A 22,628-nucleotide genomic window follows, 5' to 3' on the forward strand; every position below is an offset into this window, starting at 1 on the left:
TCAGTTCCATTTACGCTTGATGTTGATTGAATAAAACCGGATGTTGTTGCCTGTGTCAATCGCCCAGACCAGCGTGGTTTGGCCGGGCGTGATGTCGATATCTGTGTTGGCGCCGCCGAAGCTCAGCCGATATTGGCCTGCTTTGGCGTAGCTTCTGGCAATTTGTGCCTGCCTTGGCAGCGTAAGCCAGCTGCGTCTGTCGGCCTGCTCGCTGAGCACGTTGAAAATCTGCATCGCCACTGCCGCGCCATCAAAATCATTGCGCCTTTTCTTGGAGTCACTCTCGACGCTGCGGGTCAGCTCCGACTTGGCGTAAACCCGTGCGGCCTGACGCAAAAGCAGCATAGGCAATTCTTCTTTCAGGGCGTTGATGGCCAGGACGTCGATGTTGGCGATGGGCGCCGTGGTGAGCGGCTTATCCAGACCGGCAATGCTGGCCGGTGGAACCGCACCAAAGCCGGGGCCGTAGGTTGGCAGTGAGACTGTCAGCCAGTTGCCGTCGATGGTAAAGGGCACTGTCAGCGCCTGCTTTTCGGGCACAAAACCGCGCTCCATCAATACCACCAGCTGGCCTTCGTCCTGCTTTGGCAGTCTGGCGTCGCCAAAACGGGCCTTGAATTCATCGTATTGCGGCATCGAAAGTTGCTTTGCCAGCCGCACCAAATCCTGCTCAAGATAGTGATTGCCAGGGAAAATCTGCGCCGCCTTGCGGTAATCGATAAAGGCGTCGTTTTCTTCCCCCAGCAGCTCGTGCAACAGCCCCGTGGTGTAGTAGCTGTAGGCGTTCAGAAAAGAGCTGGTGACAGAGCCTGCCTGCTGGCCGAGACGGTTCATCTCGGCATCCACAGTGCCATTGGCCATGGCTTTGACGGAATCTTTGGATTTCTCGTAGCGCTTTTGCTCCAGCGCCTGCAGCTCGTTGGCGCGGCGTACTTCCACCAAAGCGCCATCAAAGTCGTTCTGCATCAGATAATTGAGCGCCTGATACTGGTGCACCATGATGCGCTCGAAGCCGGGGCCGCGATAGGGGATAACATTATCGTTCAGCACCAGACTGCCAGCGCTGGCCCCCAGATCAGTTACGCTCACCAATGCTTTGTCATCAAAGCGACCATAGGCGGCAATGGCGGCCTGGTAGTAGCTCTGGCTGGCCTTGAAGTCGCCGCCCACCTGGGCCACCCGTCCTGCTTCCTGAGCATACAGAAGGCCATCGCGGGAGCTGATTTCAGATGCGAGCTCCGGCAACGCAGCCAAGGGAGTGGGGCCGGACAGCGCCTGTTTGACCGGTGCCATCTGCGAGGGATAGCTGATAAACAGGCTGCCCATGGCGCAGCCGCCAAGCACAAAGGGCAATGTGAGGGTGAGCAGTACCGAGGAAAGTCGCTTCATGCCGGGCTGCGCTCCTGCAGTTGGATGCGCTCCAGCAAGGTGATGCCGTCGAGGTGGTCCAGCTCATGCTGGAAAATCCTTGCAATAAAGCCATCGAGCCTTTGCTGGTGGTGTTTACCCTGCGCATCCTGCCAACGGGCATCTACCCAGCGGTAGCGCGCAATACTGAGGCGGGTGCCCGGCACCGACAGGCAACCTTCTTCACCATCCTCAGTCTCCTCGCTATGACCCAGCAGCTCGGGGTTTACCATCAGCAGTGGCGCCATTTCCGGCGCATCGGGATAACGCTCGTTCGGACGTGACGCCACGATAAACAGCCGCTGGCTGACACCAATCTGCGGCGCGGCAATCCCTACGCCACTGGCCTGCTCCATGGTCAACATCAGGGTACCTGCCAGCTCACCAAGAGCGGCGTTGAACTCGGTCACGGGCAGTGCCTGGCGGTAGAGCACCTCGGCACCTGTGGTAACTATGGCTGCGACTTGAACTTGGGTCATCCCTGGCCTTCTTCCAATCAGTAGTGAGGTGGGGGCGTTTCTTCAGATTCTGAGGCGATATTGCTCGGCTCCATGGCCTTGAGTTTGTTGACAACCAACTCCAGGGTATAGGTCTGCCTGGCCACCAGATCATTGAGGCGGATAACCTCCTGATTCAGCTCTTCTACCGTCATTTCGGTGAAAGCGAGCTTGGTTTGCAGCTCTTCAATTTCCCGTTGCAGTGCCTGTAAATCTGTTTGCATTACTACCTCTGTGACCAATATTCGACCCTGCCCGTGCTGCTGATACTGACAACAGGACTTGGCTGGGTGGTTTCGGCTACCGAGTATACAACGGCACCTTTGATTTGGGGGCGGGTTGCCAGGCTAACTTGCCAGCGACCGGCCAATTTTCCATCTTTTGTCTGCCAACGCAGCACTTCGCGAAAGGGCGTGCCGGTCAGCAATATCTGATTGTCTTTGGTAAAGCGGGTGGCCGAGAAGGTCATGCTGCGCTGTTTTATCCGAAGATCGCTGACGGTTTTGCCGCTGCGGCTGGCAAAAATCCGTGCATTGGCTTTGGCGTCGGCGGCAAAGGCCAGTTCGCCATCGGATGAGAGTGCTACTGACAATACCCGCGCATCGAAGCTTTGTTCATGCAAGGGCTGACCCGTGGTGGCCTGCCACAGAATGGCGCGGTAATCGTTTCCACCGCTGAGGGCCAGGGTGCCGTCGGCAGACAGGGCCACGCTGTTGACCTTTTCGCTGTGGCCTAGAAAACGAATAAGCTTGGTTTGTCCGGCGACCAGTGACATCACTGAGCCATCAATCAGCCCCACCAGCAGACTACCCTGATCGGCAACGGCCACCGCTTGCCCTGGGGAAGGTAAGCTCCACCAGCCCACCTGGGTGCCGTCCTCTATCCTCCACAGGGCAACTGAATCCCGGCTTAACGAAGCGGCGAAAGCGCCGTTATCCGACAGCGCCAGCTCCATCGACTCGTTGCTGGCCTCACCATGTTGCCAGCGATATTTGAGGGTTTGCGGGGCGAGCTGCCACAGCTCAACGCCTCCGCTCTCGGTGCTGATAAGTGCCAGCGAGGCATCTTTGCTGAGCGCCGCGCCGTACAGGGGGGAGTCGGTCAGGGTAATGACCTTGTCTGCGTCTCTGGGGGCACAGCCAAAAAGCAGGCTTGCCAGCAGGGGCAGCCACAGAAAAAAAGTGATGAACTTATTCCACATGCCTCGGTCTCACTGCTGTCTGGGTTCCCGGACGGCCCTCACTTGGCGCTGCCCATGGCATAAGCTTAGTAACTAGTATAAAGTGGGTCGGTTCGATTTATTACAAAGGTTATTGTAACCACTTGAGGATGCTAAGGAAGCTTCAATGAAATCTATTTATAAATACTCACTGGTCGCCCTGGCCGTAGTAGGTTTAACTGCTTGTAATCAAGAAGAAAAAGCAACTGAAGTTGCTCCAGCTGTTACCCTGACCACCGAAGCGCAAAAAGAAGCTTACAGCGTGGGTGCCTCTATCGGCAGCTACATGTCTGGTCACATCAAAGAGCAGGAAGATCTGGGTCTGCCAGTTGATCGCGCTCTGATCATCGAAGGCTTCGCCAATGGCCTGAACAGCAACCTCAAGCTGACCGAAGAAGAAATGCAGACCGTGTTGCAAAACCTGGACAAGAAGCTGAACGATAAGCGTATCGAACAAGCTGAAGCCATGGCTTCCAAGAACCTGGAAGAAGGCAAGAAGTATCAGGAAACCAACAAGGCCAAAGAAGGCGTAACCACCACTGAATCCGGTCTGCAGTACGAAGTGCTGACTGCCGGTAGCGGTGACAAGCCAGCCGCCGAAGACGTGGTTGAAGTGCACTATGTTGGCACCCTGATCGATGGCACCAAGTTCGACAGCTCTTACGATCGCGGCCAAACTGCCAAGTTCCCGCTGAACCGCGTTATCGCCGGTTGGACTGAAGGCGTGCAGCTGATGCCAGTAGGCTCAAAGTACCGCTTCGTTATCCCTGCTGAGCTGGCTTACGGTGAGCGTGACAACGGCACCATCCCTGCCAACTCTACCCTGGTATTCGAAGTTGAGCTGGTGTCTATCGAGAAAGCCCCAGCTGTTGAAGCCAAAGCTGAAGATACTCACGCTCACTGATAACTCACTGAGCTGAAATAAAAAAGACGCCTGATGGCGTCTTTTTTGTGGCTGGTGCTCAGGTGATGGCGCCAGGCCCCGGCGGCTACAGCCAGCGTTTGCGGTAAAACAGCCACAGCTGCCCCAGCACCAATACCAGCAGCAGTAAGCAAAAGGCACCAAAGGCCCAGGGGGTATCGGCGCCTGGGATGCCACCAATATTGACCCCCAGCAGCCCGGTCAAAAAGCCCAGAGGCAGGAACACCGCCGTTACCAGTGACAGGAAGTACAGTCGCTGGTTTAACTCTTCTGACTGGCGGCTCATCAGCTCTTCGTGGGTTACGCTGGCTCTGTCTTTCAGGGCATCGAGATCTTCAATGGCGCGGGTGAGGCGATCGCGGATCTCGCGCATTTTCAGCTGCTCAGTCTTTTTAAACAGGTGGCCGGTTTCGGTTTGCAGCGCGGCGAAGGCTTCCCGCTGGGGCGCGAGATAGCGGCGCACCATTACGGTCTGGCGTCTGAGCTCCGCAATGTCGTTACGCAGATCGCGGCTGTTGCCGGTGACGATTTGCTCTTCGAGATCGTCAAGCTTCTCTTCCAGACTATTGATAAAGTCGGTTTTTCTGAGAGTTAACTTATCGCACAGTGACAAAATAAAGTCTGCCGGCGTGGCTGGGCCTGCACGCTTGCCAATCTGCTCGGCCAGTTCTTTAACCGACTGCAAGCCACGGCGACAGGCACTAACGATACGGTGCTTATCGGCGTAGAGCCTCAGCGCCACCATGTCTTCCGGCGCGGCGTCCGGGTTCAGGTTTACGCCCCTCAAAGCCACCAGAATGCCGCCTTCATTGGCGATGGCGCGGGGACGGGTATCGCGGGACAAGAGCGCATCAATTTCCAGCGGCGGCAGATCTGTGCCCTGCAGCCATTCGCGGGCATCTTTGGAGTGGTAGTTCAGGTGAACCCAGATATTGCCCTGCTCCGGCGTCCACTGTGCCAGTGCCTCGGCGCTTAGGGCTTCACCGGCCCGCTCGCCACTGAGCCACAGACTGTACACAAAGCCATGGGACATAGTGCATTCCTTTTCAACGGTTTTTCAGACACTAGCCTATACCGGCGCCAGGTTTCAAGCGACCTGCGTGATGGCGATGGAGGAAAGCTTGGCCGCAATGGGATAAAATTGGCTTATTGATTAATGGTTGTGGATATTCCGATGGAGTATGAATTTCGCCGCAACGGGCTGGATGGCTCGGTTTTGGCGCGTTTCAGTATGGAACATGAGGTCATGGGGCGCTGGTTTGGTGAAGAGCTCGGTGACAATCAAACGGCAATTACCGAGGTGCTGACGGCCATCGAGGCGTTGCTCAACGGCGGTGAGCGCGAATGGCGCAAAACCGGCCGCGAGTTCAGCGTTGAGCTGGATACCGAGCAGGCCAGAGTGTTTGCCAATGTGCTGGGCGTCAGCCACGATGAAGCGCTGGATGACGGCATGGCGCTGTACGACAGCGAGCTGGAAGCAAGCTGCGGTCTGGAGGATTTACAGACGGCGCTGACAAGCTGGCAGCAATTTTTAAAAGACAGCCGCTGAGCCGACGAAATTGCGCTGCGGGCGCATAAGCCGCTTTACAGCAGACTCAATAAAAAAGGCAGCCTCGGCTGCCTTTGTGGTATTAGAAAAACCTTTGTTAACGGTTTAAGTAACGCACGGCCATTTCGGTGCGGGACTTGGCGCCGGCCTTACGCAGCAGGTTTTTCACGTGCACCTTTACCGTGCCTTCGCTGATGTGCAGCTGCTCTGAAATCAGGCGGTTGCTCATGCCTTCGGCCAGATGCTCAAGAATTTGCAGCTCGCGCGGGGTGAGGGAGTCAATCCACTCGTTTTCGTCGGTGGCATTCTTAAGCTCAAACAGATATTCCTCAACTGCTTCGCTGATCACCCGGTGGCCCAGCATGGCTTCTTTGAGTTTTTCCAGCAGCAGATCCGGCTCTGTGTCTTTGAGCAGATACCCATCGGCGCCGGCGCGCAGCAGGCGGATAACGTCCTGTTTGGCATCGGATACCGTGAGGATCACTATGCGTGACGTCACCCCTTCCTGGCGCAGACCGCTTAAGGTGTCGAGCCCCGACATGCCTTTCATGTTCAGATCAAGCAGCACTATGTCCGGCTCATCGGTGGCCACGGCGCTTAAGGCATCAAGGCCGCTGCCAGCTTCACCGAACAGGGTAAAATCCTTATCAGAAGTAATAAGCTGACAAATACCGCGGCGCAGCAGGGGATGGTCGTCAACGACCAGAACTGAATAGGGTTTACCCATGTTGACTAGGCTCCTGATGTGGGGGAAGCGTCAGGGTGACTGTGGTGCCCCCGGCTTCGTTGCTTGAAAAACTCAGTTGACCATCCAGTTTGCTGGCCCGTTCGTGCATGATGCCAATGCCAAAGTGTTGGTCACGTTCTTTCAGATGTTCAAGACCGATGCCATCATCGCTGATGCTGATGTTAATCATACCTTCGGTGTTTTTACAGCACTGAATCACAATTTCTCTGGCATTGGCATGCTTGATGGCATTAAGTGTGGCTTCGCGGGTTAACTGCAGAATGTGAATGTGTTGGTTGGCACCCAGCAGCTGCTCGCGAATGCCGTAATCAATCCGTAGTTTCACATCGGTTTGGCTGCGAAGCTGCTCGAGCATGGTCTCAAGCGCGTGCTTGAGGTTGGGCTCCTTGATGGTCAGACGGAAGGTCGACAGCAGTTCCCTGAGCTGAGCATAGGCGCTGTTGACCCCTTCGTTAATCTCGTTAAGTTGTTCTTCTACCTGCGGATTACGGCAGCTGTCATCCAGGCCTTTGCGCAGCAGGCTGATTTGAATTTTCAGAAACGACAATACCTGGCCAAGGGAGTCATGCAGCTCGCGGGCAATCACGCCACGCTCTTCCATCAGTGCCAGTTGCTGACGCTGCTCGGCCGATTGATGGATCAGAATGGAGCGCGCCAGCATGATGGCGAAGTTTTCAAATAAGGGGCGGTTGGGAGTCTTATCTGAGACCATCTCGAGGTACCCCAGATCCGTATGCTCGAAGGTGAGCGGGAAGCGGCAGGACGCCTCTGTATCCGCAGGCCAGCCACCGTCGGCTTCAATGGCTTCGTCGGTATCGTCTTCGTACTGGATCACCAGGCGCAGATGATCCAGATGCTCATATTCCTTGAGCTGATCCAGCGCGCCCTTGAGCGCCTTGTAATCGAGACTCTTGCCGTGGAGCATCACCAGATTATCGTACAGGAAACTCAGCTCCTGATTGGCGCGGGTGAGGGCGAGGGTCTTTTCCTGCACCTGGGATTCGAGGTCACCATACAGGGCTGAGAGTTCCTTGGCGGTGGAGTCCAGCGCATCGGCCAGCGCCTGCAACTCTATGTATTCGGTCTGCGGCATGTCCACATCAAAGTTGCCCTTGGAGATGGTGTTGGCCGAAATCATCAACTGATTCAAAGGCTCTACCACCTTGCGCTTGGTGTAGCGCACCGCCACCAGGGCGATGGCCAGCATCAGCCCCAGGCCAATCAGCTGACTGGCCGCCAGCAGTCGCAGTTTAAAGGCGGCGTGGTGCTCGGTTTCCAGCACCAGCAGGTCAATGGTGTCGACAAAGTCCTTCAGCGATGAGGCGTACAGGCGTGAGTTTTCCTCTTCGATGAAGTACTTCATCACCTTCCATTTATCGATAACCAGCAGGTATTGGTCTTTCAGCCGCTGGGGCGTACTCCAGTCCAGCGAACGTTTCAGGGCGGGAGAATACAGGGTGGTTTCGAACTCGCGGATTTTCTCGGCGGCTTCTTCACTGCCGGAATTGGCGTAGAACATCAGCCGGTAACTTTGCATCCGCAGCGAGCCCGAGGCGTTGATGGCGCGGGCATCGCCCAAGCTGTAAGACAGGTTGGCGAGAGCGAAAATCGACAGGCCGCTGGAGAGCAGGATGAGGATCATCATCAGGCCGAGAATTTTGGACGTCAGGCTGCCGCGTTTCATGGCGCTCCCTGTAATTCGGTGTCGGAGTGTTTACGACTAAAGTGTATGTTCTACATTAGCTTTTTCTTTATCACATCCCTTAAGCAGCAAAAGTGTGAACAAAGACACATCCATATGTTGATCTTGTGCAAACTTTAGCTCTGATACCCCTTATGGGGTATGTAATAAGGGGGGGATCGGGTCTAACTTTGACCCTGGAGATGTCGTGGATATTCAGAAACACAATAACGCAACACGGAGATGAGATGGTGAAAAAGCTTAACGGAAAATCCTTTGCGCTCAGCGCATTGGTCGCCGCCAGCTTTGTAGCTGCCGGCGCGATGGCCAGTGAAAAAACCGAGCCACGCAGTGAAGTATACAAAGACAAATTCAGTAAGCAATACAACAGCTGGCATGCCACTGCCGAAAGCGAAGCTCTGACCGACGCCCTTGGTCAGGATCCTGCGCTGGTTATTCTGTGGGCCGGTTATGGTTTTGCCAAAGATTACAATGCACCACGCGGTCACATGTATGCCCTGAGCGACGTACGTAACACCCTGCGTACCGGCGGCCCGACTTCTGCAGAAGACGGCCCAATGCCAATGGCGTGCTGGAGCTGTAAGAGCCCTGACGTACCCCGCCTGATCGAAGAGCAGGGCGAGGACGGCTACTTTACCGGTAAGTGGGCCAAGGGCGGCGCCGAAGTGGCCAATACCATTGGTTGTTCCGACTGCCACGAGAAAGGCTCACCTAAACTGCGTCTGTCCCGCCCATTCGCTGAGCGCGCGATGGAAGCCATTGGTACTCCATTCGACAAAGCCTCCAAGCAGGACAAAGAGTCCATGGTGTGCGCCCAGTGTCACGTTGAGTACTACTTCGAGAAAGTTGACGGCCGCAAGGGCTTCGTGAAGTTCCCATGGGACGGTGGCACCACTGTTGAAAACATGGAAGCCTACTACGATGCTATCCAGTTTGTTGACTGGACCCACGCGGTATCCAAGACCCCCATGCTGAAAGCGCAGCACCCTGGTTATGAAACCTGGAAGCTGGGTACTCACGGTCAGAACAATGTGTCTTGTGTTGACTGTCACATGCCAAAAGTGACCAACGAGCAGGGCAAGAAGTTCACCGATCACAAAGTGGGTAACCCATTCGATCGCTTCGAAGAAACCTGTGGTACCTGTCACAGCCAGGACAAAGAGCACATGCTGACCGTCTACAAAGACAACAAGTCAAAAGTGATGGAGCTCAAAGGCAAAGCTGAAACTCAGCTGGTAGCCGCACACTTCGAAGCCGGTGCCGCCTGGAAAGCTGGTGCGACCGAAGAAGAAATGAAGCCAATCCTGACCAACATCCGTCACGCTCAGTGGCGCTGGGACTACGCGATTGCTTCTCACGGTGTGTCTGCTCACGCTCCTGCCGAAGCCCTGCGTGTCCTGGGTACTGCGGTAGACAAGGCGGCCAATGCCCGCGTACAGCTGGCGCAGCTGCTGGCCACCAAGGGTGTGAAACAGCCTATCGAACTGCCTGATATCTCTACCAAGGCCAAAGCTCAGGCTGCCCTGGGTATGGACATGGACAAGATGAAGGCTGAGAAAGAGAAGTTCAAGAAAGAACTGCTGCCCAAGTGGGAAGAAGAAGCCAAGGCTCGCGAAGCGACCTATAAGTAAGCAGCAAACCCCAAGCCTGCATACTCAAAGCCCCCGCATTGCGGGGGCTTTTCTTTGGCTGCGCTGCCACATCGGGCCTGTGGCGTGCAGGCTTTATTTAATGAGTTTCAGCAGCGCTCTGAAGCTGTCCCCCACCGCGTGGTGTTGCAGCTCAAACAGCAACGATTCCACATTGGTGAGCAGGCCACCGGCCTCGCGCATCATCTCCAGTCCCAACGCCTTGTTTTCGCTGGTGCGAGAGCCCATGGCATCGGCCACCAGATGCACCCCAAAACCATTGTCTAACAGGTCGCGACAGGTCTGATACACGCAGATATGGGTTTCGATGCCGCACAGCAGTACCTGCTTACGGCCGCTGGCCTGCAGCGCGTCACGAAAGGCATCGCAGGGCCAGGCGCTGAAGTGTTCCTTGGCGATGGGGCTTAGGCCTTCGAGCACCAGTTGCAGCTCTTCTGAGGTGGGGCCGAGCTTTTCGGGCAGCTGCTCCAGCCACAGTATGGGCATATCGAAAATACGCGCGCCGCTTATCAGGGTGATCAGTTGTTGGTGCAGCGCTTCCGAGCCTTGCATCAGGCGGGCGAGTTTTCCCTGAACATCTACCACAACCAGGGCCGTTTCGTTTGGGGTCAGCATGGGTTATCTCCTTTTTTGCTCCAGTAAACTCCTTTTCCCCGTCGATGCCAATAAGCCATAAGTCATATGCACCAGCTTGGTGCATAGGCTGCATAGCTGCACTTCAAATGTGCGTTTTTATGCACCAACTTTGGGGTGGGTAAAAGGTATTTTCAATAAAAACAGTGAGATGAAATCTTGGCCTGATGCTTGTAATTCCTATGCCAGAACAGACTGACAACGAAAACTGGAGGCCGGGATGAAACTGGTGAGTGCAATCATCAAACCTTTCAAGCTCGACGATGTGCGTGAAGCCATTGCGGGCATGGGAATAGAGGGAATGACGGTAACCGAGGTTAAAGGATTTGGCCGTCAAAAGGGGCATACCGAGTTGTATCGGGGCGCCGAATATCAGGTGGATTTTCTGCCCAAGATCAAACTGGATATCGCCACCAAGGCGGAAAACGTTGATCTGTTGGTGGAAGCCATCGTGAAGGCGGCTCACACCGGCAAGATTGGCGACGGCAAGATTTTTGTTATCGATCTCGAGCAGGCGGTGCGTATTCGTACCGGCGAAACCGACGACGAAGCACTGTAAGGGGGAGGGGAAATGGAAGAGTTAAGCAAACTGGGCCTGACCGTGGCCGAACTGAGATTTGCACTGGATACCTTTTACTTTTTGATATCCGGCGCGCTGGTAATGTGGATGGCAGCGGGTTTTGCCATGTTGGAGGCTGGCCTGGTGCGCTCCAAAAACACCACTGAAATCCTGACCAAAAACGTGTGCCTGTACTCCATTGCCTGTATCACCTACCTGATTGTGGGCTACAACATCATGTACGTGGACAACCCTGAAGGCGGCTGGTTGCCAAGCTTTGGTGCCCTGATTGGCAGCCAGGCGGCAGATGCCGACCACTCGCTGGAATCTGACTTCTTCTTCCAGGTGGTGTTTGTGGCGACCTCCATGTCCATCGTCTCCGGCGCCGTGGCTGAACGCATGAAGCTGTGGGCCTTCCTGGCCTTCTCTGTGGTGATGACCGCGGTTATCTATCCTGTTGAAGGCTTCTGGACCTGGGGTGGCGGCTTTGTCAGCGCGGCAGGTTTTGTGGATTTTGCCGGCAGCGGCATTGTGCACATGGCCGGTGCGGCAGCGGCGCTGTCCGGGGTGATTCTGCTGGGTGCACGCAAAGGCAAATATGGTCCCAAAGGCCAGGTAAACCCTATTCCTGGCTCCAACCTGCCGATGGCCACGCTGGGTATGTTTATCCTGTGGATGGGCTGGTTTGGCTTCAACGGCGGCTCGCAGCTGATGGTATCTGATGCGGCCAACGCTACCTCGGTAGGTAAGATTTTCGTGAACACCAACTCGGCTGCGGCTTTTGGTGCCATCTCGGCGCTGGTGGTGTGCAAAATGATTTGGGGCAAGGCTGATTTGACCATGATCTTAAACGGCGCCCTGGCTGGTCTGGTGGCCATTACAGCCGATCCTTTGTCACCCTCACTGGGGCTGGCGGCAGTGATTGGTCTGGTGGCCGGTGGTCTGGTGGTCTTTTCCATCGTGGGCTTTGACCGTGTGCGTATCGATGACCCAGTGGGCGCCATTTCGGTGCACGGCGTAGCCGGTATCTTCGGGCTGCTGCTGGTACCTCTGTCCAACAGCGACGCCACCCTCACAGGTCAGCTGTTTGGCATTGTCTCTATCTTTGCCTGGGTGTTCGGCGCTTCCTTTGTGGTGTGGCTGGTGCTCAAAAAGACCATGGGGATCCGCGTCAGCGAAGAGGAAGAGTACAACGGCATGGATGCGTCCGACTGCGGTATCGATGCCTATCCTGAGTTTGTGACGGTTAAGACTGCAGGCTAAGCACCAACAGTCTCAGCAATAACAGCAGGCCACGCAATTGGCCTGCTGTTTTGCGTTAAGGCGGGGAATAAGGCTTGCCGCTACTGCCTGGCAGCGGGATACTGGCTCAAAGCGCATACACAGGAGCCCCCATGAAACGGCTTACGCGAATGATGCCAGTAATGTTTGTCCTGGGTTCGACCCTGCCAGCCCTGGCCGGGCAGGTGGTGGTGCGAAACAGTGACGAGCCCTTCGATGCCTTTGCGGTGCGGGATGAACTGGCCCGTCAGCACGACTGGCAGGAGGCCATCAGAGCCCAGCAGCAACTGCAAATTCTTGAGCGCCTGCCAGTGGGTTGCCTGCTGCTACCCACTCCATATCGACATTTTCGCTGCGATGGCCTGTTTTACCGCCCCTATCCCTGGCACGACAAGGAGCTGTATATCTCGGTGCCCAATCCACAGCAGGGCGACCATCCTCAGCACAAAAACAGCAAGCCTGCGCGGGAGCAGCGTTAATCTTTTGTTACTTATTGACTGGGTCTTTGGCGACTTTTTGGCGTACTCTCAGATTAAGGAAAGTTGAAACCGGGAGGCCGCCATGTCTGCCAGAATGCTGCTTTGTCTGTTACTGCCTCTGATGGTGGCCTGCGCCTCCACCGAAAAATCACCTCCCAAAGCTAATCCCAACACCTTATTTCATGACGATATTTTCAGCGCTGTCAGTGGCTTGCCAACGCCTGAGCAGGTTTTTGCCTTACCCCCGGGTGTTGCCCAAAACCTGAAGCGGGAGTTTGAACGTCAGCGGATGGCGCCCGGCGATAGCGAACTGGCCCATACCTGGCTGTCTGAACAGCTCAATGCCAGCAAAGGTGGTTTCCGTTATCAGGACAATGACACCCGCGTTGCCGCCGACACCTATTACGACCGGGCCGGTAACTGCATGTCGCTGGTGGTGCTCGCTGCTGCCATGGCCGATGCGCTTGGGGTGCAGGTTGATTTTCAGGACGTACTGGTGCAGCCGGTGTGGGACAGACAGGGCGACTTCTACCTGGTCAATGGCCACGTGAACCTGCGCTTGCTGGCACCGACCCAGGCCAATGTAGTGCATTTCAAAGGTCCCATTCTGGTGGATTTCCTGCCCGAACGTGCAGTGCGCGGCTATGAGCGGGTGCGTATCGACCGGCAGATGCTGCTGGCCATGTTTTACAACAACCTTGCTGCCGAGGCGCTGGTGAAAGGCGAGCATGACCGCGCCTATGGCCTTATCCGCATGTCACTGACCCAGAGCACGGCGTTTGTGCCTGCGCTGAATACCCTGGCAATCCTGTATCGTTACCATCAGCGGGAAGACCTGGCCGAGGCGGTTTACCGCGAGGCGCTGCGGCTTGAGCCCGATAATATGACCACCCTGTATAATCTGGCGCTGATTTTGTCGGCCCAGGACCGCCTGGACGAGTGGGCCGAAGTACACAAGGTGCTGGAGCTGGCGCGTATTCGAAACCCTTATTACTACTACGATATGGCCGAGCAGGCGTTGTCGGAACATGAATACCAGCAGGCCGTGAGCTGGTATTTGCGGGCGGTGGAAAAGGCCGATTATCGGCACGAGTTTTATTTTGGCCTGTCCCAGGCTTACTGGGCCTCGGGTAATGCCAAAAAGGCCAAGCAAAGCATGGAAAAGGCCATGGCCCTCAGCCGCGATGAAAACAACAAACGTCGCTATCAGGCCAAGCTGAATGCCATGGCAAGCCATTGATAGAAAGTTATTGAATAAGCGAAATGCCACAATAAAAGGCGCCGGATGGCGCCTTTTTTTACTGCAGTTGCTTACCAGGATTACAGGCTCAAAGCCTTATCCTGGAATGAAAGCCTTGCCATCTGGCCCTGATCTTTGAGCTCCAGCTCCCGCACATGGAATGGGGCGCCAACGCCTGAGGCGGCAATCATTTCTTTGCTGAGGGGTAAGCTGAGGCTACCACTGCCATCGAGCCAGGCGGCGGCTTCGGTGCGCAGAATGGCCACTTCCCTGCCACTGGCATCGGTGCCGGTCAGTACCGCTGAGGCGGCAAAACGGCCAGCGTCTGCCAGCTCCAGGCTCAGGTTCAGGCCCACCGGCACGCCATCCTGCCACTGGGTTTCCACCTCTGGGCTGATCCGGGCGCTCGGGGTGTACAGCTTAAAGGCACTCTTGATGGTGCGCCGTACAGTGCGATTACCGTCGCTGGCTTCAACATCAACCACCAGCTCGTTAAGACCCATGGGTGAGTCGGCGCTGAGGTTGTCAGGCAGGTTCAGCATCAGCTTATCGCCCTGCTGCTCCAGTGCCAGTTGCAGTTCGCTGTCGCCCTGTTTGAGGCGGGCGCTGGCGTTCATGCCGGCGTTCATGCCATCAAGACCCATGGCCAGCTCGAGGCGGTCGCTGTTGGTGCTGACCAGCATCGGGCTTGAGAGGGTCAGGTTATAGGGGCTGCCTTTCTCTTTCACATTGACCAGATAGCGGGCGCGGCTATCGAGCGCCTGACGTGCGCTCAAGCGGTAGTCGCCTGCAGGTGCCGCTGCCGACAACAGCAGGGCGCTGGAGTTATCCGTCATCCCCGCTGTGGCCAGTGCCTCGCTGCTTGCCATGGAGCGCAACAGATTAGGCACCTTGGCGCCTTTGGGGGCTTGCAACTCAAGCTGTTCGGGGCTGATGGGGTCGGCGTGATAGAGGGCGCCTGAGCTCATGTCGGCGCGGGGAGCAATGCGGATCACCGCGCCGCCCTGGCTGACATTCAGCATCACACCCCGGTTCAGCTCCTCGCCGCTGACACTGAACCAGTACTCATTGCTGGCAAGGCTTTGGCTGGTTTGCGGCAGCTTGCTCTGGTATTCGCCGGACAAGGGCGTAACAAAGCCAATGGTATCGCGGCTGGTATTGATGCCGACCGACGTTGGCGCCTGCACCTGCATCGGGGCGAAATCCGATGAAATGGGCGCACTCAGGGAAGTGGTTTGTACACTGATGGCCTCGGCCACATTGGTGTCGCCGTCGTTTTGGCAGCCGCCAAGCAGCAGCGCCATCAGCACCGCAGCGGCCAGCTTATTATGCTTATTCATGGGCTGTCTCCTAGATGCGGTTGCGGATAAAGACGTCCAGGCCAAAACAGGCGCGGCGGCTTTGTTGATGACTCAAAGGCTCAGAGCCCCAGGTCTTCTGCTTGTCTTTGAACCAGACGGTACCGGCGGCACTTTGCGAACTGCACTCGAGGAAGCCGTCGGAGCAGTCATCGAGCCAGTTCTGGGTGGTTTCCAGCGCGACCTGATATTGGTAGCCACCACAGTAGCTGTCACTGTCCCAGAAGGCGGAGTCCACATCGGAGCCCACCATGGCCTCGAACGGCTTGCCGAGGCCGGGGCGACCTGCGGTGCCATTGAGCCAGTTGGCGTTGTAGTAGGCCATCCAGCTCACTTGCTGCTGTTTTACGGCATCGCTACCGTAACCCAAAATCCAGCCCAGGGTGGTTTCGAAGATATTACCTTCGGTTACCGCATCCGCCAGCGGCGTGCCAGCGCTGGAAGGCGCCAGTGCAATCACCCGCGAGGTGGCGTTGATCACCTTGGGGTAGCGCGCATCCCAGGTGGGGTTGGACAACACCCAGCGCACTACGTTGCCACCATTGGAGTGGGTGAGCAGCACCAGATCTGTGATGTTTTTACTGTCGATAAAGCTGCCGAGCTGGGTGGCCAGGCAACCGGCTGCGGCTTCGTCCCACATGTATTGGTCGAAGTCGCAATTGATAACGGTGTAGTTGGCGCTGTTTGGCAGACCCTGGCGCACCGAGTTCACAAACTCTGAGGTCCAGTAATCGTTAAGCGCATCGGTTTGATGACCTGTGCCATGAATAAAAGCTATTCCTGACGCGGCCAGACTCAGGGGGCTGACGGCAAACAGACCCAGAAGCATAAGCGTTTTGGCTGTCTTCATTTGTCTGATCTCTTTAGTTTCTTCTTGTATGGTCTTGTTGAACAGGTAGGACGTCCGACCTGCTTCGTTAACCTATCGCTAACATTTTCACTGGCGCAAGCACTTTAATTGGTACGTTTGTCCATATTAGGGTGTTCGCTCAATATATAGGTTTTAGGTATTTACTCTAATTGCCGAGAAACAGCCTGATCTGGCTTGCGCTCGCAGGGATGACAGGCCGCTAAGGACAGGAGTCATGACCGCTGTGAGCTGTGGTTGTTTTGCGATATGTTGCCGAGCCAAGCCTTGGCGGCAACATTCATGCTGGCGTTTAAAACTTGCTGCCTCCCCTGAGTAAAATTTATACAGGGTTTTGTGCTGTAACCGCTTTACCCTGAAATGGCCATACACTTTAATGGCTTTGCCCAGGGCCGCTACAGGGGCTGTGTTCTGGCATTCGCTCCATGTACTCGGTCTATGTACTCGATCCCGTTGGCAACTCATGCTCAGAGCCATGCGCTGGGCATGGCCTCAATTCATGTATGGGGGAATGCAAGCTGCTACCGCAAAAGGGAAATTAGCAAATTATGAATTTTCAACTTAGAAAAAGTGATTAAATTCAGATGACTAAAAAAGAATTTTTAAATAAATCATATCTTGATTGCTATGGAGGTTATTAATGGCTAAATTGGCTGAGTCATAACAGATAGAGAGACTTTCGATTTAACTTACTCCGGAGCTGATAAAGCCTATGTATTACCAAAATGATGACGTTCGCATTAATGAAGTAAAAGAATTGCTGCCCCCTATCGCTATCCTCGAGCGATTTCCTGCATCAGAGAACGCATCTGCCACTGTTTTTAATGCCCGGAGCAATATTCATCGTCTGCTGGAGAAAAAAGACGATCGCCTGTTGGTGGTGATTGGTCCTTGTTCCATTCACGATCCGGCTGCAGCGCTGGAATATGGCCAGCGGCTGTTGGCGCTCAGAGAGCAATACGCCGACCAGCTTGAAATCGTGATGCGGGTGTATTTCGAAAAGCCGCGCACCACAGTGGGTTGGAAAGGGCTTATCAACGACCCCTACATGGACAACAGCTTTAAACTCAATGATGGTCTGCGCACCGCCCGTAAGCTGTTGCTGGATTTGAACGACATGGGCATGCCCACCGCCGGTGAGTTTCTGGATATGATCACGCCGCAGTATGTGGCCGACCTCATGTGCTGGGGTGCCATCGGGGCACGCACCACAGAGTCTCAGGTTCACCGTGAGCTGGCGTCAGGTCTTTCCTGTCCGGTTGGCTTTAAAAACGGAACCGACGGCACCATCAAGATTGCCATCGACGCCATTGGCGCCGCGGCAGCGCCGCACCACTTCCTGTCGGTGACCAAGTTTGGTCATTCCGCCATTGTATCGACCAAGGGCAATCCCGATTGCCACATTATCCTGCGTGGTGGCCGCGAGCCAAATTACAGTGCCGGGCACGTGGCGCAAATTCAGGCCGAGCTGGTTAAGGCTGGTTTGCCCGACAATGTGATGATTGATTTCAGCCACGCCAACAGTTCCAAACAGTTTGCCCGCCAGATGCTGGTGGCCGAAGATGTTGGCGCGCAGCTGGCTGCGGGTAATCAGGGTATTTTTGGGGTGATGGTGGAGAGCCACCTCAAAGAAGGCCGCCAGGATCATCAGCCCGGTGTGCCATTGGAATACGGCAAGAGTGTCACCGATGCCTGCCTTGGCTGGGACGACAGTGCCCGCCTGCTGGAGATACTGAACCAGGCCGTACTGGCCCGCAGAAACCGTTAATCAGAAGCGGTTCTTCAAAAACCGAAAAGGCGCCCTGGGCGCCTTTTTTGTGAGTATCACTTCTTTAAATGTTCAGCCAGATATTCGTTGGCTTTGGCCAGACTGCCGAAGGAGTTAATCAGGTTTCGGCGGCCTTTTTCCTGGATCTCGGGATTGCCTGATTCCATCATCATCCATACCCAAGTCTGGATCAACGTAAGCGGCGGGTACTGAACTTTTGAAGAATCCAACATAAAACTTCCTTAAGTCTTTGTATCTAACAGAAATAAATTCTGTTTATTGCTCTGGGCGTCAGTAGGGAACACTGAGCGACCCGCTGAAGTGGTCACAGATTAGCAAATTCTTTTTTTTTGCATAACCACGAACTGCCGCGATACTGAAAAAAAATGCATCAGCTAGTAGTAAGTGGTTATACAAATTCATTTTGAATAAGTCAAAAGTATGATGATGTCGCGCATTATACAGTACTAAGTTCTATAAAGTGCCTTTGTCAGCTGGTTTTGCTCATACCAAAGGTGGCGGGCATTTCGTGACTCGAACTAGAGGCAAGTATTCGGCGGGATGATAGAATGCCTGTCAAATTCCCAAGCTGAATGAGCCATGCGTCCATCTGCCTATTTCGAAGGTCCCATCGATAAACTCAATTGGAAAGTGCTTAAGCTGCTCTGGCCGTATTTACTGGAGTTCAAGGGGCGCATTTTGCTGGCACTGTCCTGTCTGGTGGTGGCCAAGCTTGCCAGTGTTGGCATGCCGTTCCTGCTTAAGGAGCTGGTGGATGGTATGGATGAGGGACGGGCTCAGGCGCTGGTGGCTGTGCCCATTGGCCTGGTGCTGGCTTATGGCGGCGCGCGTTTGTTGATGGCGCTGACCGGGGAGATCCGCGACACCCTGTTTGGCCGGGTAACCGAGCGGGCCATCCGGCGGCTGGGGCTCGCGGTGTTTGAGCATTTACACCGGCTGGACCTGGATTTTCACCTTGAGCGGCGCACCGGCGGTCTGTCGCGGGACATAGAACGTGGCACCAGTGGCGTTAGCTTCCTGATGCGTTTTATGGTGTTCAACATAGTGCCGACCTTGCTGGAAATCGGCTTGGTGGTGGGCATTTTCTTCGTAAAATATGGCTGGCAGTTCGCCGCCATTACCCTGGCATCCGTGGTGGCCTACATCGGTTTCAGCGTGGTGGCAACCGAGTGGCGTACCGGCTACGTGCGCGAGGCCGCCAAGGCCGACTCCATTTCCAACACCCGCGCCATCGACAGCTTGCTGAACTACGAAACCGTAAAATACTTCAACAACGAAAAGTACGAAGCCGATCACTACGACAAGGCGCTGGAAACCTGGGAAACTGCCAAGCGTAACAACCGTTTGTCGCTGTTTGCCCTGAACGGTGGTCAGGCTTTTATTATCGCCGCCGCCATGACGGCCATGATGGCCCTGGCTGCATCTCAGGTCACCGAGAGCAAGATGACCCTCGGTGACTTTGTGCTGATAAACGCCTTTATGATGCAGCTGTTTATGCCGCTGAACTTCCTGGGATTTGTGTACCGTGAAATCCGCGGTGCGCTTGCCAATATCGAGCGCATGTTTGGGCTGCTGGATCAGACTCCGAAGATTTTGAATAAAGACACAGCACAGGCATTTCAGTGCCGGCGCGGCGAGGTGCGTTTTGAGCAGGTGTCCTTCCGTTATGACGAGCGCCCTATCCTCAACGAGGTGAGTTTTACCCTGGCTCCGGGCGAAAAGGTGGCGGTGGTCGGCGACAGCGGCGCCGGTAAATCTACCCTGATTAAGCTGCTGTTCCGCTTTTACGATGTCAGTGGCGGGCGTATTTTAATCGATGGCGTCGATATCCGGGACATGACCCAGGACAGCCTGCGCCGCGCCATCGCCATCGTGCCCCAGGACACAGTGCTGTTTAACGACTCGCTGCTGGAAAACATCCGCTATGGTCGCCCGGGCGCCAGCGATGATGAAGTGCGGGAAGTGATTCAACATGCCCATCTGGCCGAGTTTGTGGCCTCCTTGCCCCAAGGGCTCGAGACCAAGGTGGGTGAGCGAGGACTTAAACTCTCCGGCGGTGAAAAGCAGCGGGTGGCCATTGCCAGGGCCATGCTCAAGGGCTCGCCCATTCTGGTGTTTGATGAAGCCACTTCGTCGCTGGACAGCCGCTCCGAGAAAGCCATTCTTGATGCCCTCAGGGAAGTGGCGGTGGGGCACACCAGTCTGGTGGTCGCCCACAGGCTGTCGACCATAGTGGATGCCGACCGTATTGTGGTGCTCAGTCAGGGCAAAATTGCTGAACAGGGCAGCCACAGTGAACTGCTCGCCAAAGGCGGTTTGTACAGCCGTCTGTGGCACATTCAGCATGAACAAAAGATGAAGTGAAGTTCAGGTGCGATTCAGCAAGCGGCTCGCATAATCCCTTAAAAAACGTGGGAGTTGTAACGGAGTCGCTATGAAAAATATCGCTTTGTTGGTCAATCTGGAAGGCATGCCGGAGAAAGTAACCACGGATTGGAACGCGGTTGCGGCAACCTTAAAAAAACGTCAGGTAACTCAGGAAGGTCTGTTGGATATTTATGCCCAACTGTGTGCCGGACTGAAGGTGTCGACCCGGGGGTTAACCCTGGCGAAGCTGAATACCGACCTGATGTTGGACGGTATTATTCGCGACAGCCAGCCTGCACGGCAGGCCAGCGTCAGCTTTTATTAATCGGTTTTGCGGGTGAGGGGCGGATTCTGGCGCCATCCCTCACACAGAATAGGGGGCTGCTTACTGTCATCGGCGGGAAGCAGGCGGATAATGCGGCCATCCCTGAAGCACAGCTGCTCACCTTCGATTTCCGTCAGTCGGTCACAATTCTTGCAACTGTTACTGCGGGTTTTTGCCTCGGGTAACTTTGGGTTGTTCACAAACAGGATCCTGAGCTGATTGTTGTTGATCCACCTCTCACTTTAATCCGTTCATGTGAGGCAAATCAATCATAGGCCGCACATTATACCCAAGCGAAATTAAGTTTAAATTAAAACTTAAGTCTAAACTCTAAACCCCAAATCACCAGCGATATGCCACTTTGCAGCGTTAATCGCTAAAGTTGTGCAAAAAATCGCCGATAATAAGTTGATATGCGATCCCGTTATCGAGGTGAGTTATGGAAATCCGTCCCAGTCCGCAAAATCACGGCGCCGAAGTATCGGCCGTTGCCAAGGACAAATCGACCCAGACCGGCCGCAATCATGGCCAGGACGTGGCCGTGGTTGCCAGCCAAAAAACCGCTGCCCATTCCAGCCGGGCATTGATGAATGCCGCGATCCTCTCGGCGCAGCAAGAAGTTAACCTCAGTGCCGCCGACGAGCCCATGGTACTCTTGTACCGTGCCGCCATTGAGGCCATCAACGAGGAACTGGCCCCCGCCATGGGGGAGCAGGCCATTCAGCGTCTGGCGGACGAAGGTGTGGATACCTCGCCCGAGGCCACCGCTGGTCGCATCGTCGACTTTGCCACCCAGTTCTTTGCCTTGCATCAGTCGCAAAATGCCAGCCAAAGCTTTGATGAACAGCTCAGTGGATTTATGGACATCATAGGCGGCGCTATCGACCAGGGCTTTAAAGAAGCCCGCGACATCCTCTCGGGTCTTAAGGTGCTTGAAGGCGATATTGCTGCCGGAGTCGACAAAACCTATGAGCTGGTGCAGCAAGGGCTGAAAGACTTTGCGGACAGCTTCAGCACCGAAGAGTCGCCGGAGCAAACAGAGTAAACTTTGGCCTGCGTCGGCAGTCGGGCTGCGTAAATAAAGGTCTTCAATAAAAAGGGTTTTTATTTCGCGGCCCTGTGCTTATGCTGGAAGCCTGGTACACAGTAGCGGGAGCGAACATGTGGGTTGAAGGCACCATTCTGGCGCGGCGTGATTGGACTGACAAACTCTTCAGTCTGCAGATAGCGGCAGACATATCCCCTTTTATTGCCGGGCAGTTTATCAAGCTCAGCCTTCAGCACGAGGAGCGGCGGGTGGCCCGGGCTTACTCACTGGTGAATCCTCCCGGCAGCGATTATCTCGAAATTCTTGCCGTTGCCGTTGAAGACGGCCAACTCTCCCCTAAACTTCAGGATTTGAACGTCGGCGATACGCTGGAAGTCTCGGCCACGGCCACTGGGTTTATGACCCTTGATGAGTTGCCCAAGGCCGAAAGCGCCGGGCGTCAGCTGTGGATGCTGGCCACCGGTACCGCGGTTGGCCCCTTTATCTCAATGTTGAAGACCCCAGAGCCTGCTGCGCGCTTTGAACATCTGGTGCTGGTGTATGGTGTGAGGTACGCAGAGGACCTGGCCTACCTCGAGGATTTACAGGCACTTGCCAAGGCCAACCCTGATTTCCATTTGGTGCTATCCGTCACCCGTGAGCCTATGACGGGGGCACTGCAACAAAGGATCCCGCAGGCGCTGAGCTCGGGTGAACTGGAGGCCATGACCGGGCTTACCCTCTCGGCCGAACACTCTCAGGTGATGATTTGCGGCAATCCGGGCATGGTGGCCGAGTGTCAGACACTGCTGCTTGAGCGCGGATTGGCCAAAAACCTGCGCCGGGCGCCCGGCAATATCACGGTCGAAAAATATTGGTAATTAGTGCGTTGTGACGTTTCGGGATTAAGTGTTGTTTGCACTGGCGGGTCCTCGTTCTAACCTTGCAGAAACACCAACCAAGTTGCTGTAAAACATCTGTGAAAAGTCCACATGCTCCAAAATAAGGA

General features: G+C 55.3%; 24 protein-coding genes. 12 read left to right on the plus strand and 12 right to left on the minus strand.

The window, feature by feature from the left end; all coding sequences use genetic code 11:
* The 4 genes from STH12_RS00830 to STH12_RS00845 are packed head-to-tail and all read right to left on the minus strand — an operon-like array spanning nucleotide 1 to nucleotide 3,105.
* The gene (locus STH12_RS00830; protein ID WP_126165801.1) at nucleotides 1-1,389 is read right to left on the minus strand and encodes a COG3014 family protein; all 1,389 of its coding nucleotides are present in this window, start codon (nucleotides 1,387-1,389) and stop codon (nucleotides 1-3) included.
* Nucleotides 1,386-1,886 carry a peptide deformylase gene (gene def, locus STH12_RS00835; RefSeq protein WP_126165802.1) on the minus strand — a complete coding sequence of 167 codons (501 nt, stop codon included), beginning with the start codon at nucleotides 1,884-1,886 and terminating at the stop codon, nucleotides 1,386-1,388. The genes STH12_RS00830 and def overlap by 4 nt, the downstream gene beginning before the upstream one ends.
* A 17-nt stretch (nucleotides 1,887-1,903) precedes the next feature.
* A complete protein-coding gene (locus STH12_RS00840; protein WP_126165803.1) occupies nucleotides 1,904-2,128 on the minus strand; it encodes a SlyX family protein in 225 nt (74 codons plus the stop codon).
* Nucleotides 2,129-2,130: 2 nt separating this feature from the next.
* Nucleotides 2,131-3,105, minus strand: a complete 975-nt coding sequence (locus STH12_RS00845) for a WD40 repeat domain-containing protein (protein WP_126165804.1) — start codon at nucleotides 3,103-3,105, stop codon at nucleotides 2,131-2,133.
* A gap of 145 nt (nucleotides 3,106-3,250) precedes the next feature.
* Here STH12_RS00845 and fkpA point away from each other — a divergent pair, with 145 nt between their 5' ends.
* Nucleotides 3,251-4,027 (plus strand): FKBP-type peptidyl-prolyl cis-trans isomerase, encoded by a 777-nt coding sequence (gene fkpA / locus STH12_RS00850; protein ID WP_126165805.1) that lies wholly within the window; start codon nucleotides 3,251-3,253, stop codon nucleotides 4,025-4,027.
* Nucleotides 4,028-4,112: 85 nt separating this feature from the next.
* On the opposite strand, the gene STH12_RS00855 is transcribed toward fkpA, so the two are convergent.
* The gene (locus STH12_RS00855) at nucleotides 4,113-5,078 is read right to left on the minus strand and encodes a zinc transporter ZntB (protein WP_126165806.1); all 966 of its coding nucleotides are present in this window, start codon (nucleotides 5,076-5,078) and stop codon (nucleotides 4,113-4,115) included.
* A 141-nt stretch (nucleotides 5,079-5,219) separates the two neighbouring features.
* On the opposite strand from STH12_RS00855, the gene STH12_RS00860 reads away from it, so the two are divergent.
* Nucleotides 5,220-5,594, plus strand: a complete 375-nt coding sequence (locus tag STH12_RS00860) for a YacL family protein (RefSeq protein ID WP_126165807.1) — start codon at nucleotides 5,220-5,222, stop codon at nucleotides 5,592-5,594.
* A 97-nt stretch (nucleotides 5,595-5,691) separates the two neighbouring features.
* On the opposite strand, the gene STH12_RS00865 is transcribed toward STH12_RS00860, so the two are convergent.
* Nucleotides 5,692-6,321 carry a response regulator gene (locus tag STH12_RS00865; RefSeq protein WP_126165808.1) on the minus strand — a complete coding sequence of 210 codons (630 nt, stop codon included), beginning with the start codon at nucleotides 6,319-6,321 and terminating at the stop codon, nucleotides 5,692-5,694.
* The gene (narQ, locus tag STH12_RS00870; protein WP_126165809.1) at nucleotides 6,314-8,026 is read right to left on the minus strand and encodes a nitrate/nitrite two-component system sensor histidine kinase NarQ; all 1,713 of its coding nucleotides are present in this window, start codon (nucleotides 8,024-8,026) and stop codon (nucleotides 6,314-6,316) included. Before narQ ends, STH12_RS00865 begins: the two co-directional genes overlap by 8 nt.
* Before the next feature lie 245 nt (nucleotides 8,027-8,271).
* Here narQ and nrfA point away from each other — a divergent pair, with 245 nt between their 5' ends.
* Complete coding sequence (gene nrfA / locus STH12_RS00875) at nucleotides 8,272-9,675, plus strand: ammonia-forming nitrite reductase cytochrome c552 subunit (RefSeq protein ID WP_126165810.1); 1,404 nt, start codon at nucleotides 8,272-8,274, stop codon at nucleotides 9,673-9,675.
* Nucleotides 9,676-9,768: 93 nt separating this feature from the next.
* Here the strand turns inward: nrfA and STH12_RS00880 are convergent, their stop codons facing one another.
* Nucleotides 9,769-10,308, minus strand: a complete 540-nt coding sequence (locus STH12_RS00880) for a hydrolase (protein ID WP_126165811.1) — start codon at nucleotides 10,306-10,308, stop codon at nucleotides 9,769-9,771.
* Nucleotides 10,309-10,546: 238 nt separating this feature from the next.
* Here STH12_RS00880 and STH12_RS00885 point away from each other — a divergent pair, with 238 nt between their 5' ends.
* The 4 genes from STH12_RS00885 (at nucleotide 10,547) to STH12_RS00900 (ending at nucleotide 13,885) form a co-directional block, all read left to right on the plus strand.
* Nucleotides 10,547-10,885, plus strand: a complete 339-nt coding sequence (locus tag STH12_RS00885) for a P-II family nitrogen regulator (RefSeq protein ID WP_126165812.1) — start codon at nucleotides 10,547-10,549, stop codon at nucleotides 10,883-10,885.
* 12 nt (nucleotides 10,886-10,897) lie between these two features.
* Entirely contained in the window at nucleotides 10,898-12,148 is a 1,251-nt protein-coding gene (locus STH12_RS00890; RefSeq protein ID WP_126165813.1) for an ammonium transporter, read from the plus strand.
* A gap of 131 nt (nucleotides 12,149-12,279) precedes the next feature.
* Complete coding sequence (locus tag STH12_RS00895) at nucleotides 12,280-12,645, plus strand: hypothetical protein (RefSeq protein WP_237158700.1); 366 nt, start codon at nucleotides 12,280-12,282, stop codon at nucleotides 12,643-12,645.
* Between the two features lie 82 nt (nucleotides 12,646-12,727).
* Nucleotides 12,728-13,885, plus strand: a complete 1,158-nt coding sequence (locus STH12_RS00900; RefSeq protein ID WP_126165814.1) for a tetratricopeptide repeat protein — start codon at nucleotides 12,728-12,730, stop codon at nucleotides 13,883-13,885.
* An 80-nt stretch (nucleotides 13,886-13,965) separates the two neighbouring features.
* On the opposite strand, the gene STH12_RS00905 is transcribed toward STH12_RS00900, so the two are convergent.
* Together STH12_RS00905 and STH12_RS00910 are read right to left on the minus strand one after the other, a co-directional pair.
* Nucleotides 13,966-15,225, minus strand: coding sequence for a DUF4785 domain-containing protein (locus tag STH12_RS00905; protein ID WP_126165815.1), 1,260 nt, complete (start codon nucleotides 15,223-15,225; stop codon nucleotides 13,966-13,968).
* Between the two features lie 10 nt (nucleotides 15,226-15,235).
* The gene (locus STH12_RS00910; RefSeq protein ID WP_126165816.1) at nucleotides 15,236-16,093 is read right to left on the minus strand and encodes a lipase family protein; all 858 of its coding nucleotides are present in this window, start codon (nucleotides 16,091-16,093) and stop codon (nucleotides 15,236-15,238) included.
* Nucleotides 16,094-16,823: 730 nt separating this feature from the next.
* Between STH12_RS00910 and aroG the strand changes: the two genes are divergently transcribed.
* Nucleotides 16,824-17,879, plus strand: coding sequence for a 3-deoxy-7-phosphoheptulonate synthase AroG (gene aroG / locus STH12_RS00915; RefSeq protein ID WP_126165817.1), 1,056 nt, complete (start codon nucleotides 16,824-16,826; stop codon nucleotides 17,877-17,879).
* Nucleotides 17,880-17,935: 56 nt separating this feature from the next.
* On the opposite strand, the gene STH12_RS00920 is transcribed toward aroG, so the two are convergent.
* Nucleotides 17,936-18,112, minus strand: coding sequence for a hypothetical protein (locus STH12_RS00920; RefSeq protein WP_126165818.1), 177 nt, complete (start codon nucleotides 18,110-18,112; stop codon nucleotides 17,936-17,938).
* Nucleotides 18,113-18,479: 367 nt separating this feature from the next.
* On the opposite strand from STH12_RS00920, the gene STH12_RS00925 reads away from it, so the two are divergent.
* Both STH12_RS00925 and STH12_RS00930 read left to right on the plus strand, forming a co-directional pair.
* The gene (locus STH12_RS00925) at nucleotides 18,480-20,264 is read left to right on the plus strand and encodes an ABCB family ABC transporter ATP-binding protein/permease (protein WP_126165819.1); all 1,785 of its coding nucleotides are present in this window, start codon (nucleotides 18,480-18,482) and stop codon (nucleotides 20,262-20,264) included.
* Nucleotides 20,265-20,334: 70 nt separating this feature from the next.
* Nucleotides 20,335-20,592: a hypothetical protein gene (locus STH12_RS00930; RefSeq protein ID WP_126165820.1), complete on the plus strand. Its 258-nt coding sequence runs from the start codon at nucleotides 20,335-20,337 to the stop codon at nucleotides 20,590-20,592.
* On the opposite strand, the gene STH12_RS00935 is transcribed toward STH12_RS00930, so the two are convergent.
* Complete coding sequence (locus STH12_RS00935) at nucleotides 20,589-20,792, minus strand: hypothetical protein (protein WP_126165821.1); 204 nt, start codon at nucleotides 20,790-20,792, stop codon at nucleotides 20,589-20,591. The genes STH12_RS00930 and STH12_RS00935 overlap by 4 nt on opposite strands.
* A 239-nt stretch (nucleotides 20,793-21,031) precedes the next feature.
* On the opposite strand from STH12_RS00935, the gene STH12_RS00940 reads away from it, so the two are divergent.
* Together STH12_RS00940 and STH12_RS00945 are read left to right on the plus strand one after the other, a co-directional pair.
* Nucleotides 21,032-21,637: a DUF5610 domain-containing protein gene (locus tag STH12_RS00940; RefSeq protein WP_126165822.1), complete on the plus strand. Its 606-nt coding sequence runs from the start codon at nucleotides 21,032-21,034 to the stop codon at nucleotides 21,635-21,637.
* Between the two features lie 116 nt (nucleotides 21,638-21,753).
* Nucleotides 21,754-22,500, plus strand: a complete 747-nt coding sequence (locus STH12_RS00945) for a ferredoxin--NADP reductase (protein ID WP_126165823.1) — start codon at nucleotides 21,754-21,756, stop codon at nucleotides 22,498-22,500.
* Nucleotides 22,501-22,628: the final 128 nt, after the last annotated feature.

The sequence above is a fragment of the Shewanella khirikhana genome (genome assembly GCF_003957745.1).
GTDB lineage: Bacteria > Pseudomonadota > Gammaproteobacteria > Enterobacterales > Shewanellaceae > Shewanella > Shewanella khirikhana.